The sequence below is a fragment of the Rhizobium leguminosarum bv. trifolii WSM2297 genome, from assembly GCF_000271845.1.
The window spans coordinates 132,574-145,908 of record NZ_JH719393.1; the positions used below are offsets into that span (position 1 = coordinate 132,574).

Annotated in this window: 12 protein-coding genes and 2 pseudogenes; 2 read left to right on the plus strand and 12 right to left on the minus strand. The window is 60.4% G+C overall.

Annotation, left to right across the window (positions count from 1 at the left end; genetic code table 11):
• Positions 1-331: 331 nt before the first annotated feature.
• The 10 genes from RLEG4DRAFT_RS04460 to RLEG4DRAFT_RS04505 form a co-directional block, all read right to left on the minus strand.
• On the minus strand, positions 332-868 hold the full coding sequence (locus RLEG4DRAFT_RS04460) for an OmpA family protein (RefSeq protein WP_003575545.1): 537 nt from the start codon (positions 866-868) through the stop codon (positions 332-334).
• Between the two features lie 13 nt (positions 869-881).
• Positions 882-1,556, minus strand: a complete 675-nt coding sequence (locus tag RLEG4DRAFT_RS04465; RefSeq protein WP_003575547.1) for a L,D-transpeptidase — start codon at positions 1,554-1,556, stop codon at positions 882-884.
• 226 nt (positions 1,557-1,782) lie between these two features.
• Entirely contained in the window at positions 1,783-2,718 is a 936-nt protein-coding gene (locus RLEG4DRAFT_RS04470) for a dihydrodipicolinate synthase family protein (protein WP_003575549.1), read from the minus strand.
• 24 nt (positions 2,719-2,742) lie between these two features.
• Complete coding sequence (locus RLEG4DRAFT_RS04475) at positions 2,743-3,696, minus strand: ABC transporter ATP-binding protein (protein WP_003575552.1); 954 nt, start codon at positions 3,694-3,696, stop codon at positions 2,743-2,745.
• Positions 3,697-4,713 carry an ABC transporter ATP-binding protein gene (locus RLEG4DRAFT_RS04480; protein WP_003575555.1) on the minus strand — a complete coding sequence of 339 codons (1,017 nt, stop codon included), beginning with the start codon at positions 4,711-4,713 and terminating at the stop codon, positions 3,697-3,699. It lies immediately after the preceding gene.
• A gap of 8 nt (positions 4,714-4,721) precedes the next feature.
• Positions 4,722-5,639, minus strand: a complete 918-nt coding sequence (locus tag RLEG4DRAFT_RS04485; RefSeq protein WP_003575557.1) for a dihydrodipicolinate synthase family protein — start codon at positions 5,637-5,639, stop codon at positions 4,722-4,724.
• Positions 5,640-5,657: 18 nt separating this feature from the next.
• Complete coding sequence (locus tag RLEG4DRAFT_RS04490; protein WP_003575559.1) at positions 5,658-6,536, minus strand: ABC transporter permease; 879 nt, start codon at positions 6,534-6,536, stop codon at positions 5,658-5,660.
• A 2-nt stretch (positions 6,537-6,538) separates the two neighbouring features.
• Positions 6,539-7,498 (minus strand): ABC transporter permease, encoded by a 960-nt coding sequence (locus RLEG4DRAFT_RS04495; protein WP_003575561.1) that lies wholly within the window; start codon positions 7,496-7,498, stop codon positions 6,539-6,541.
• 96 nt (positions 7,499-7,594) lie between these two features.
• Positions 7,595-9,190, minus strand: a complete 1,596-nt coding sequence (locus RLEG4DRAFT_RS04500; RefSeq protein ID WP_003575562.1) for an ABC transporter substrate-binding protein — start codon at positions 9,188-9,190, stop codon at positions 7,595-7,597.
• Positions 9,174-9,917 carry a FadR/GntR family transcriptional regulator gene (locus RLEG4DRAFT_RS04505; RefSeq protein ID WP_003575563.1) on the minus strand — a complete coding sequence of 248 codons (744 nt, stop codon included), beginning with the start codon at positions 9,915-9,917 and terminating at the stop codon, positions 9,174-9,176. Before RLEG4DRAFT_RS04505 ends, RLEG4DRAFT_RS04500 begins: the two co-directional genes overlap by 17 nt.
• A 169-nt stretch (positions 9,918-10,086) precedes the next feature.
• Here RLEG4DRAFT_RS04505 and RLEG4DRAFT_RS04510 point away from each other — a divergent pair.
• Positions 10,087-10,295, plus strand: a pseudogene (locus tag RLEG4DRAFT_RS04510) (ribbon-helix-helix domain-containing protein).
• Positions 10,296-10,499: 204 nt separating this feature from the next.
• Here RLEG4DRAFT_RS04510 and RLEG4DRAFT_RS42365 read toward each other — a convergent pair.
• A pseudogene (locus tag RLEG4DRAFT_RS42365) lies at positions 10,500-10,839 on the minus strand (4'-phosphopantetheinyl transferase family protein); the annotation flags it as partial.
• Positions 10,840-11,170: 331 nt separating this feature from the next.
• On the opposite strand from RLEG4DRAFT_RS42365, the gene RLEG4DRAFT_RS04515 reads away from it, so the two are divergent.
• Entirely contained in the window at positions 11,171-13,039 is a 1,869-nt protein-coding gene (locus RLEG4DRAFT_RS04515; protein ID WP_003575565.1) for a HAMP domain-containing methyl-accepting chemotaxis protein, read from the plus strand.
• A gap of 24 nt (positions 13,040-13,063) precedes the next feature.
• On the opposite strand, the gene RLEG4DRAFT_RS39950 is transcribed toward RLEG4DRAFT_RS04515, so the two are convergent.
• Complete coding sequence (locus RLEG4DRAFT_RS39950) at positions 13,064-13,279, minus strand: hypothetical protein (protein WP_125869614.1); 216 nt, start codon at positions 13,277-13,279, stop codon at positions 13,064-13,066.
• Positions 13,280-13,335: the final 56 nt, after the last annotated feature.

A 13,335-nucleotide genomic window follows, 5' to 3' on the forward strand; every position in this document is an offset into this window, starting at 1 on the left:
CGATGAAGTCTCAGAAAAAGCCGTTTGCCGTCGAAATCAGGAAACGTCGCAGCAGAGCGAAAGACGCAGGAAAGCGAACGCTTTCAAAGCTGCTGGGCAAGCTTCGCCCCGGAATCGCAGTTCCGATAACGCGATCCTAAGAACGGCCTTGACATTGTAGGGGCTGGCTGGGTGGCCGGCCCCTTCACGCAAGAATGATCTAGACTCGGTCATCTCACATCATTGCCGTAGCATCAAGGCGGCCCGCATTGGGTCTCGCGCAACAATTCCTGACGCAACACCCGTGGCTTCACTGACGGGCAGCTCTGAAACGAGGCGCTTCGGCATGCGCTCAGACCGCGTCGGGCTGGGTGCGGAGATTGGTGACGACGCGCCGGTTCTGCACCTTGCAGGAGCGCTCCGTGCAGTCGCGGACTTCGCGATCGTTGCCGTAGCCCCTGGCCCACATGCGCTTGGCGTCCACGCCCTTCGAGGCGAGATAGGCCATCGCCGCGTCGGCACGCTTCTGCGAAAGCGTCTCCATCTTCGACGCGGAACCGGAATCGTCGGCAAATCCCTGAAGCTTGAGCAGCCAGGTCGGGTTCCTATTGAGCCAATTGGCCTGGTTGTCCAAGGTTGCCATGGCGACGGAATCGAGTGCGGCGGAGTCCTGCTTAAAGTAGATCCGCCGGCCGACATTGAGGATAAAATCCTCTTCGCTGCCCGCCGCGACATTCTCGAAACCGGGCGCCGGATCGTTGGTCTGGCCGGTCATCGGCGCGGCAGTGGGTTCTTCCAGGGAGGCGGTCTCTGTGGTGGAGCAGGCGGCAAGCGCCAGGAGCATGGCCGCGGCGAGAAGGCGCCTCGTATATCCTGCTGTAGCAGACATCAGGTGATCTTCCTTATTCGACCGGGGTTGTCTGGCTGACCTGAGTGGCGCTTTCGGCCTGGTCGGCAATATGCGGCAAAACCTGCACCGCCGTGCCGATGGGGCAACGCTGGTAAAGGTCGATGGCGTCTTCGTTGAACATGCGGATACAGCCGCTGGAGGCATCCTTGCCGATGCTCCAGGGCTCAAGCGTGCCATGGAAGCGATAGCCGGTGTCGACGCCATCGCGATGAAGATACATGGCGCGCGGGCCGAGCGGGTTCTTCGGTGAGCCTCCCTCCACGAATTCGGGCAGTTCGGGATGGCGCTTGCGCATCTCCGGCGGCGGCGTCCAGCGCGGCCAAAGCGATTTGGCATCGATCGTGGCGCGGCCAAACCATTTGAACCCCTCGCGGCCGACGCCGACGCCGTAGCGAATGGCGGTCTTGTTCTCCATGATGACGTAGAGAAAATGGTGCCTGGTATCCACGACGACGGTGCCGATTGGCTCGCTGCTGAAATATTTGACGACCTGGCGGCGCCACTGTTTGTCGATCTTGGTGAAGTTGGTTCCTCGGAATGTCACGCCATTGTCGACAATGGTGCCGGCAAAATAGGAAGACGCCGCGGCGAACGCCGGTTTCCCGACCGCACCGGCGCCAAGCAACGCCAAACCACCAAGCAAAATATCCCTGCGGGTCCCCAGCATCGGCAATATCCCCCTTAAAGCCAAAGCAGCGAGGTCCCAGTAAATCAGATTTTTCATTTGCGACAACAGAAAATTCTTCTCTCGCCTCCAAGCCGAGGTCGAGTTGCCGGTCTCAGGGAACCGAATTGCGGTCGTCATTACTCCAGGAAGGCGACGATACGCCCAGCAGCCAACGGATCATTTGAAGGGATGGAGTCGCGGGGATCTCTGCTTCAGCCGAGCAAACTCAGGGGAAAAGATCGGGGAGTTCGGAGCGTGCGATGCGTCGCAACCTGACCGCTTCGGCCGTGTCGATCGAACGATACGGAAACCGTAAACGGGTGCCCACGGGTCCCCAATTGCCGATTGCGCTCAAAAGCTTGTCGAGAGCGGCGTTCGAATAGCCGAATTCCCGGCGAAACGGGACGATATGTGCGTCCATAAACCTGCAGATGCGTCGTTCCAGATCAAGTGCGGCGTCGATATCGTTTCGCATCGACACCGTCCAGGTCTGAGCACCGCGGGGACTGAGACAGGCGACATTGGAAAAGGAGCCGGCTGCGACGCCTTCCTTGATGCCGGTTGCGAGATGATGGCCGGGGACGAAGAGTAAAAGCCCGGAGAGATGCCGGCGCGCCTGGGCATACCAGCTGTCGTCGCCATCGGCGAGCTTGATGCCAATCACCTCAGGCACCTCAGCGCAGGCCATGCCCAGCTCTTTCGGCGTCAGCACCCGTTTTGCATGCGGCGGATTGTAGAGGATAAGCGGAATGCCGTCGGCAGCCTCGGCCACCCGTTTCAGGAAGACGACCGCTTCGGCATTGTTGAGCGGCCACCAGTCCGGCAAGATCACCTGAATGGCGCGGGGGTCGAGCACGGCGGCGCGGTGGACGCGATTGAGCATGATCAGCGGATCGGGCTGGCAGGCGCCGATGACGAACGGCATAGAGGACGCCTTGCAGCGTTCCGCGAGCGTTGCCTGGATCCTGTCGAACTCCTCTTCCGTCTGATTGTGGAATTCGCCTGCGGTGCCGTTCGAATAGATCCCATCGACGCCGGCCTCGATGAGGATATCGATCTCTTCACCGAGCTTGTCGAATTCGATGCCGTCATCGGCGGCGATCGGCAAAAGCAGGCTCGCCCAGTTTCCGCCGATAACCGGATGTGGCGTATTGGCGTTCATCGCTTTTCTCCGGTGGATGAAGGATCAGTCGAGGTCGTCGCGGATGCAGGCCTTGAGGTGGCCGGGTGCGACTTCCCGCAATTGCGGAACGGCGCTGGCGCAGGCCTCGAGCGCGCTCGGACAGCGCGTGCGAAAAACGCATCCGCTCGGTGGATTGGCCGGGCTTGGAATGTCGCCTTTCAGGATCTGCCGGTTACGGCGGGCATCCGGATCGGGCGACGGAATGGCCGACAGCAGTGCGCGCGTATAGGGATGTTGCGGCCGCGCATAGAGAGCAGCACTCGGCGCGATTTCCATGATGCGGCCGAGATAGAGAACGATCACCCGGTCGCAAATATATTCGACGACGGCGAGATCATGCGAGATGAACAGCATGGTAAGGCCAAGCCGCTGCTGCAGTTCGCGCAGCAGGTTGATCACTTGCGCCTGGATCGACACGTCGAGTGCGGAAACCGGCTCGTCGGCGACGATGAATTCGGGCGACAAGGTCAAGGCCCGGGCGATCCCGATGCGCTGGCGCTGGCCACCGGAAAATTCATGCGCATATCGATTGATCGCATCTTCAGGCAGATCGACCTGGGCCAAGGCGGTTTGCGCCCGTTCGAGCCTGTCGCGTGGCGATCCGATCCCCTGGATCTTCAGGCCCTCCGTCAGGATTTCGCCGATCGTCATGCGCGGCGACAGGCTGGCGAACGGATCCTGGAAGATATACTGCATGCGCGGCCGCTGGCGTCTAAGCGCCGAGGCGGAAAGAGCTGTCAGTTCATTGCCGTCGAAGCGCACGCTGCCGGATGAAGGTTCGACGAGGCGGAGGACAGAACGCCCGATCGTGGTCTTTCCGCTGCCGGATTCGCCGACAAGCCCGACCACTTCACCCTTGCCGATATCGAAGGAGATGCCCTCGAGAATGTTCAGCCGCGTACCGCGGGAGGTATAGTGTTTCGAGAGGTCGCGGACGCAAAGCAACGGCGCGCTCATCTAGATCTCCTGCCATCGGATGCAGCGGCTGCGGCGCTGCGAATTGACCTGTTCGAGCGCGGGAACTTCGGCGCGGCAGGCATCGATCGCGAATTTGCAACGGGGGGAAAAGGCGCAGCCGCTCGGCATGTTCATCAGGCTTGGAACCATGCCGGGAATGGCGGCGAGCTTTTCGCCGGCCTGCTTCATCCGCGCGGCATCGCCGAGGCGCGGCATGGAGGCGAGCAGGCCCATCGTGTAGGGATGCTTCGGATTGCGGAAAACCTCGCCGACCGGCCCCTCCTCGACGATCCGGCCGGCATACATCACCGCGACACGATGGGCGATTTCGGCAACGACGCCGAGATTGTGGGTGACGAAGAGCATGGCCATGCCGCGCTCGCGCTGCAGTTTGAGCAGCAGATCGAGAATCTGCGCCTGGATCGTCACGTCGAGCGCCGTCGTCGGCTCGTCGGCGATCAACAGCGCCGGATCGCAGGCGAGCGCCATGGCGATGGTGGCGCGCTGCCGCATGCCGCCCGAGAGTTCGTGCGGATATTGGCCCGCGCGACGCCGGGCGTCCGGTATGCCGACGCTTTCAAGCAGCGCGACGGCTGCGTCCATCGCCGCCTTGCGGCCTGCGCCGCGATGGATTCGGATCGGTTCGGATATCTGATCGCCAATGGTGAACACCGGATTGAGGCTCGACATCGGCTCCTGGAACACCATGCCGATGTCGTCGCCCCTGATCCTGCGCATGCTCTCTTCATCAAGGGAGACAAGATCCCGCACCGCGCCGCCCCTCGTCGTCAGGCGGATGCTGCCTGCGGCGATCACACCGATGTTGCGGGTGAGCAGCCGCATGACCGACAGGCTGGTGACCGACTTCCCCGAACCGGATTCGCCGACGAGTGCCAGCGTCTCGCCGGCGGCGACGCTCAGGTCGATATCCTTGACCGCCGTGATCTCGCCGCCGCGGATGCGGAAGATCGTTCGCAATCCCCTGATGTCGAGTACGGGTTCGGCCGCCTGTTCCATCGGCTTGCTCAGTGCAGCAGGCCGGTTGCGCGCAGGATCTCGTCGATCCGTGCCGATTCCGCATCGTTGAGCGGGGCGCGCGGCCGCGGCATGACGGCGGAATCGATGATGCCGAGGCTCTGCATAGCGGCCTTGAAGGCGCCGATGCCGGATGCGCCGCCGCTGACGCGGCCCTGTGCGACCCAAACGATTTCGAAGAGGCGGCAGAGACGCTCCTGTTCCTTCTTTGCGGCGACCCAATCGCCCCGCTGGGCGGCATCCCAGAGGCGCACATAACCGTGCGGATCGACATTGGCGATGCCGGGGACAACGCCATGGGCGCCCATCAGCAGGGCGTTGTCGACGACGATCTCGGAGCCGGTCATCAGGAAGACATCCTTGTGTTCAGCAAGGTCGAGAAGTGCATAGCGGAAATTGCCGTCGTCGCCGCTGGAATCCTTGAGGCCGACGATGGTGCCTTCGCTCGCAAGCGTGACGACGGTCTGGCGCTGCAGCTTGACGTGAACGCAGACCGGAATGTCGTAGGCGACCAGCGGAACGTCCACGGCATCTCTGACATAACGGAAATGATCGAGGATCTCGGACTGGCTGGTGACGGTATAAAAGGGTGCCGTCACCACCACCGCATCGGCGCCGGCGGCCTTTGCGACCTTCGCATGGGAAATGACCCGATCCGTGGTTGGATCGATGACGCCGACGATCAACGGCACGCGGCCATTCACCACCTTGGCGGAATGCTCGATGATTTGCTGCCGGGTCTTTTCGTCATGGAAGATCACCTCGCTGGTCGAGCCGAGCACGAATACGCCATGGCAGCCGGCGCCGATCAGATGCTCGAGCACACGCGTATAGGAAGGATAGTCGACGGTGAGATCCGGGTTGAGCGGTGTTACGACGGGGGGGACGACACCCTTGAATTTGGTCATTTTCGCTTCTTTCGATGATCAGTTCAGTTCGGCACGCGGGTCGAAGGCATCTCTGAGGCCATCGCCGATGAAGTTGATTGCAAGCACGGCAAGGATCAGCGCGGCGCCGGGGAAGAGCCATTGCCAAGGATATTGTTCGAGCACGGCGGTGGAGCGGGCCGCGTTCAGCATGTTGCCCCAGCTTGCCGCCGGCGGCGCGATGCCGAGGCCGAGGAAGGACAGGCCCGCCTCGAGCAGGATGGCATTGGCAATCTGCAGCGTCGCATAGACCACGAGGATATCGATCGAATTCGGCAGGCCGTGGCGGAAGAGCAGATGCCCGATGCCGGCGCCCATGCCGCGGGCAGCCATGACGAAGTCGCGCTCACGCAGTTCCAGCAGCCGGGAGCGGATCATGCGCGCAAGCAGCGGCCGCGAGAGCAGCGAGATGACCAGCACCGTCGGCCAGATGCCGGTGCCGGCAATCGAGGCGAGCACGAGCAGGAAGATGACGGGCGGCAGGGTCATCACCAGATCGACGAAGCGCATCGAGACGGCGTCCGCCCACGGACCCGCAAGCGCGGAGACGGCCCCGAAGAGAAAGCCGATGACGGCGGAAAGTGCGGTCGAAGCGACGGCGACCAGCAACGAAATCCGGCCGCCTTCGAGCACGCGCGCAAAGACATCGCGACCGACGCCGTCGGTTCCGAACCAGTGCGTTGCCGTCGGGCCGCTATTCATTGCCAGAAGATCGATGTCGTTCGGTTGGAAAACCCACCAAAGCGGATAAGAGAGGATCAACAGCAGCATTGGAACGGCGAGGCAGACGCCGGCAACGGCTGCGCGGTTGAGCAGGAAGCGGCTGAAGGCGCGGGCAAGTGGTCCCGGGCTGCGGTGTTGGGGGGAGCGTGCCAGCATGGTCAGCCCACCTTGATGCGCGGGTCGACGACCGCATAGGTGATGTCGGTCAGAAGATTGACGACGATCACGCAAGTGCCGATGACGAGCGTCGCGCCCATGATGACCGGGTAGTCGCGAGTCTGGACGGAATCGACGAGCAAAAGGCCCATGCCCGGCCAGTTGAAGACGCTCTCGATGAAGATGGCGCCGCCGATTGCAAGCCCGATGGTGGAGCCGATCAGGGTGATGATCGGAAGAAGCGCATTGCGCAATGCATGTTTGGTGATCACCCAGAATTCGACAACGCCCTTGGCGCGCGCCGTGCGCACGTAATCCTGGTTCAGGACTTCGAGCAGCGAAGCGCGCATATAGCGCATGATCAATGCGGCTTGCGCGACGGACAGAAGGGCGGCCGGCAGGATCAGATGGTGGAGGAGGTCGCCCACGGAAAATTCCTCGCCGGGCGTCAGCATGCCACCCGACGGCATCCAGTGTAGCCGGACGGAGAAGACATAAAGGCCGATCAGTGCGCTGAGGAATGCCGGGCTCGAAATACCGGCAAGGGCAACCACCGACAAGGAGAGATCGGCAACTGAATTGCGGCGCACCGCGCCGATCACCCCGCAGGTGATGCCGACGACGATGGCGAAGGCAAGTGCGGTGCCCATCAACAGCACCGTCGGCCCGATCCGCGACAGCACCAGACCCAGAACCGGCTGGTCGAGACGCTTGATCGAATAGCCGAGATTGCCCGTCAGCGCCTGCTGCAGCCAGCCGAGATACTGCAAGGGCAAGGGCTGGTCGAGCCCGAGGCGTTTGCGCAGATCGGCAAGATCCGACGGCGACATCGGCAGGTTCGGATCGATATAGGCATCGATCGGATCGCCGGGCGTCAGGCGCAGCAGCAGGAAAATCAGCATGCTCAGGGCGACGAGCATGCCTAGTCCTATGATCAGGCGTCTGAGGCTGTATCGGAGCATCGTCAATCCGTGTTGTCTGGCCGTCTTGCCTGGTCGTCTCGTTGGGCCGGCTTGTCAGGGTGGCCGAAGCCACCCTCAACGCTTTGCGGAAAACGCCTATTCGGCGATCGACCACTTCTGCGGCTCGGCCTGGTAAGGGCCGCCGCCCGGCGCCGGCGTCCAGACGAAATCCTTCAGCTTGGTCGAGACGATGCCATAGCGGTTTGCCACCCAGAGTGTCGCCCAGGGCAGGTCCGCGTTCATCACCTTGCAGACGTTCTGGTAGGCGGCATTCCGCTTGGCGCTGTCTGGCTCGGCAAGAGCGCTGTCGAGTGCCTTGGTTAGATCAGGCATACGAACTCTGGCGACGTTCGGTCCGGCCGGAGGGATCTGCTTCTCGTTGAGGCCGACATTGATGCTGCCGGCATCCGGCCCGTTCTGCAGCCCGGCGTAAACCATCTGGAACTGGGCAATATCCGGCGTCGCATTGAGCGCGATGCTGTTATAGGTCGGCGCATCGACGGCGCGCGGAACGATGTTGATGCCGACCTGAGCGAGCATGGCCTGGACGGCGGCCAGCACGTTGGTGGCAAGCGGCGTGGTATAATAGGTCAAAAGCGTAATCGGCTTGGCGCCGTTGATCTGCTCCCAGCCGGCTTCCTTCAATAGCTGCTTAGCCTTCTCAGGATCGTAGGCATAGGTGTCGATGCCCTTCGGGATCAGCTGTTCGGCGACATAGGCGCAGTTGGCCGGCTCGGCCGCGCCGCCATAAAGACTCTGGATGATGGCATCGCGATTGATCGCGTACATCACCGCCTGGCGGACACGCAGATCCTTCCAGAGCGACGAATCATGGTTGAATCCGAGATAGTTGACGACGAAAGAGTTGCCTTCGATGACCTTGAAGTCCTTGCTGTCCTTGAAGGTCGGCACATCGTTGGAATCGACATAGGTGAACTGGATTTCGCCGGATCTCAGTGCGGCGATCGCAGCGGCCGGGTTGGCGAAATAGCGATTGATGACGCGCTCCAGTGCCGGTTTGCCCCCGCGATAATCGGTGTTTGCGGCAAGCTCGACATACTGATCGGAGACGTATTTGGTGAATTTGAACGGGCCGGTGCCGATCGGCGCGGTGGACCACCAGGTGTTCTTTGCCAGCTGGTCGGCCGGTATCGAGGCGAGCGCATGCTCAGGCAGCATCATCACCTTGGTCATCGTGTCGAGAAAACTACTGCTGGGGGCGCTGAGTTTGATGATCACCGTGTGATCGTCCGGCGTCTCGACCGACGATATTCCCTTCAGCCGGGCAGCGAGCACCGAGCCGGTATTTGCATCCATCGCAAGGCCTACGGTGAACTTTGCATCCTTGGCGGTGAAGGGCTTGCCATCATGCCATTTGGCGTCCGCCAGCCTGAACGTGTATGCCATCTGGTCCGGACTGACCTCATAGGCGCTTGCCAGCGCGCCGACGACCTTCTGCAGCTTCTCATCATAGGTGATCAGCGGTTCATAGTAGATGCTGAGCCAGGTGAAGCCGGCGGTCGCCGCAAGCGGATTGAAGTTGCCCTGGAAGCCTCCGGGGCCGACATCGAAGCCACCGGACAGCGTGGCTGCCTGCGCCAGAATTGCAAACCCCGAAACGACAGCCGGAATGGCGGCCGTCGACAGCAGGGCGCCAAGCGCGATAGCGGATAATCTAGACAGTCTTTTCATGTGTTCCTCCCATGTTTGAACTTGTCTTGTTGTTGGCAATCACCCGGGCAATACCCTCGTAGTGGCGATCCAGACGCCGGCGCGCCTCCTCCAGATCTTTTGCCTCGATCGCATCGACAATCGCGGCGTGGTCGCGCCAAGTCGCCATCGGATCGGTGTTTTCAAGATTGACGAAATCCGAGGCCTTGTAGAAGGCGAGCCAGAAGACATCGATCAGCCGTACGAGCGTTTCATTGTCCTGGCAGCGAAACAGCAGCCGGTGGAACAGCTGGTCGTCTGCTGCGAAGGTTTCACCCTGCTCGGCATGGGCGCGCATTCGATCGACGGTGGCGCGCAGTTCGGCGACGTCCTCTTCGCCGATCGCATCGATCGTCTTGCCGATCAGTCCCACCTCAAGCGTACGGCGGATTTCGAGCACCTCCTCGATCTGCCGCAGGGCGCCGCCGAGGCCGTAAGCGAGATTGTCGAGAAGCGGCTCGAAGGAAAACGCCTTCACGAAGATGCCGACACCGCGCCGCGTCTCCAACACGCCGAGCGATTCCAATGCCTTGATGCCTTCCCTCAGCGAATTGCGGCTGACACCGAGCTGGGTGGCAAGCTCTCCTTCCGCCGGAAGCAGGGTTCCGGGAGCAAGGCCATTGTCATCGATATAGGCGCGCAGACTTTCCTGCACCGAGACATGCAGCAGCGGCGCGCGGGTGAGCGGTTTCATCGATTTCAATGCCATGCCGGTCACTTTCTCGCATCGTCCATAACATGGATCTTACATATATACTTGTAGGATATCTGTCAAATGGTCAGGCTGCGGTTGGCGCCCCTGCTTGCTGCAGGCGCGTGACCTTTCGTTCTTTTGCCTTAAGCGGCTCAAGGCGCGCGGGTGCGCTTCTCTCGACCCGATGAAGGATTGGGTGGAGGCACAGGCCAGGACCGGGCGAATTCCAATGCTAGCGACTACGTGCGCCACCTAATCCGACGAGATCAGATGCGGAACGACAAGATCGCCGCCATGCAGAGCTTCGTTGATGCCGGGCTCCAAAGTGGCGTTGGCATCCGATCGAAGGAGGAACTTTTTGCCGAAGCGATGGCTCGTGCCAGCAAGTCATGAGCTTTAAGCTTTCCGTCGAAGCGGAAGGAGAGTTAATCGCGATCGCCGAGCAAGGTGTCCGTTTGTTCGGAGCCGGGCAGGCGCAGCGTTACCACAATGACCTTTTTGCGCTATTGCATCTGATAGCAGATAATCCTAGTATCGCGCGCGAAAGTGACGAGATCTATCCGCCGGTTTCAGCGTCCCCGTCATGTTGCGGCCTTGGCCCAGATAGCAGAGGCCCTCAGCGACAGCGACCGGCACCAGCCCGTCAGCGTTGGCGAGGCTGAATTGCGGCGTTTCACGACCCGCAAGCTTCAGTCTGCCGTCCTTGTCCGGAGACAGACTTGCCTGGCGCTATCCCGATATACAAACTCAACAGCCGCCGCAGGAGATAGCGGCCGGCAATGAACGATGCTCGATCTCGGTCAAACCTGTAGGTCGCCGCCCGATCCCGTTCATCCTGTGAAAGCGACTGCATCCAGCAGTTCCTGTCGCGTTTGTTCTTGGAATAATGCCAGAGCGCGATTTCGATTCCGGCAGGTTGATTTTCTGATTGCTGCATAGATCCAGAATGTCAGCTCAAGATCGTGCCGCAAGGACGAGTCGCCCAGTGGTTTATCCGATGAACAGTAGCGATCCCGTCAAATTCACGACTGTCGGCTCCTACTCAGATCGTGTTTCATTTCCGCACGTCACGGCTGCTTTTTTCATAATTTCCAGTAACTTATGGACGTATTGCGCTTAATTAATCGCACAAGTAACGGTGGTCGAACAAGAATTATCGAAAACCGCACGCTGCCCACTGTATAGTTAATACTAAATTATTGAATCTGGTGCGAGATTTTTTATCAACCGGCAAGCCGGTCATCCCAGCTATCTTCGAGGAGACCCGCATGAAGCGCCCGAGTATCAAGCAAGCCCTGATCCTGAAGCTGTCGATCATGGGTCTATTCATGATTGGCCTGTCCTATGTCTCGCTCAGCACGATGTCGACACTTCGTGCCAATACCGAGCAAATCGGGACCTTCTGGATGCAGCGGCTGGTGACCGCGCGCGAGATTAAGGATCACTTCCTCGACCTTAAATTGGTCTACGCTCAGTATCTTCTGGAAGACGCGGCGGAAGAACGGAACGGCGCACAGCAAATCGATGCCGCCGGCGCCGCAGTCGACAAAGTTGTGACTGAATACGAAAAGGGTGTTCGTACCGAGCGGGGGCGCGAACTGATCAATCAGATCAAGCCGGAGCTTAGCAAATATCGCGGATTGGCAGAGCAGATGATCGCGCTTGAGGACAGCGGGAAGACGTCTGACGCAGTGCGGCTCTTCAAGGAAAATATGGAACCGCAATCGGCGCTGGTAGACAAGGCCGTGGGCGATCTGGTTGCCTTTATTCTCAGCCAGGCCGAAGGTTTTGTGGCCGCGAGCGATGCTTCCGCGACATCCGCTTTGATGTTGACGGCCGCGATCGCAGCGCTGGCCATCCTCGTCGCCATGGCTGGCATCGTGTTTGCAATATTCGGCATCGCCAATCCGATCCGCAGCATCACCTCCGCTATGAAGCGTCTATCAGACGGCGATCTTGACAGCGACATACCGGGTGCCGGTCGCGCCGACGAAGTGGGCGAAATGGCCGGTGCCGTGGAAGTTTTCCGCCTGAATGCGCGTAATGTCGTCAGGCTCGAGAAGGAAGCTGCCGCATCTCGCAGCGAGAGCGAAGCCGTGCGCGCGGCAGCCCAGCAGCGCGCCGAACGCGAGGCGGAGCAATTGCGCTTCGCAACCACGACATTGGGCGGCGGCCTCCGGCGGCTTGCAGCTGGCGACATATCCTTTCAACTTTCGGAGCAATTTGCCGCCGAATACGAAACCTTGCGCGAAGACTTCAACGCTTCGCTGCGGCAATTGGGAACGACGATCGGCGCGGTGCTCGAGACGGTACACAGCATAGATAGTGGTAGCGGTGAAATTGCATCTGCTGCGCAGGACCTTTCCAAGCGTACCGAACAACAGGCGGCCTCTCTGGAGGAGACGGCCGCAGCCTTGGACGAGATCACGTCGAATGTGTCGATGGCGTCCAAACGAACCGAAGAGGCACGCAATGTCGCCCTCGAGGCCGATATCAGCGCTCGGCGGTCGGCAACCGTCGTATCGGAAGCCGAACAAGCCATGCGTCGCATCGAGGATAGCTCAGAACAGATCTCAAACATCATTGGTGCCATCGATGAAATCGCCTTTCAGACGAACCTCTTGGCATTGAACGCCGGTGTTGAAGCTGCTCGCGCCGGTGAGGCCGGCAAAGGTTTTGCAGTGGTCGCACAAGAAGTCCGCGAGCTTGCCCAGCGCGCCGCCCAGGCAGCCAAGGAAATCAAGGGCTTTATTCAAAAGTCATCGAGCGATGTGAAAAATGGCGTGAAACTGGTGCTTGAGACCGGCACGTCGCTCAAGTCGATCGGTGAATACGTCGTACAGATCAACCAACTTATGGATGCGATTGCCACATCGGCGCGCGAGCAGTCAACTGGACTTGCCGAGATCAATACCGCGGTCAATCATATGGACCAGGCGACCCAGCAAAATGCCGCGATGGTCGAACAGTCGACGGCTGCCGCCGCCTCGTTGTCCTCGGAGGCAGGCCGCCTGCGGCATCTGGTCAATCGCTTTCAATTGGATGGCAACAAAAATGCGGCGGACGTGGAGCGCAGCGGGCGCGAAGGCAATATGCCGATCCAGTTGGTTGCTCCGCGTCGCGTGATGCAAAGGTGATCGCGACCGACGTAAAGATCAGAATCACGAAATGACTTGAACTGTCGTCGTGGGCGATTGCTGGGCATAGGCGGCCTGGGCAACGGTATTCTTGGTGGATCCTGATCCTGCACCATTTGTTGCAAGGCTGGCGCCCACCGCGTCGAGTTGCTCGAAAATAAAGCACGCGCTCAATAGCGCGGTCTCTCTCTCCTTCCGCGAATGATCCATGCCGTCTGCACGCGCGTTCAGGGAATTCATAAGCCTGATCGATAAGCCTATGCAAAGGAAGGGGCCTAATCAAAGGGCGCAGGTGC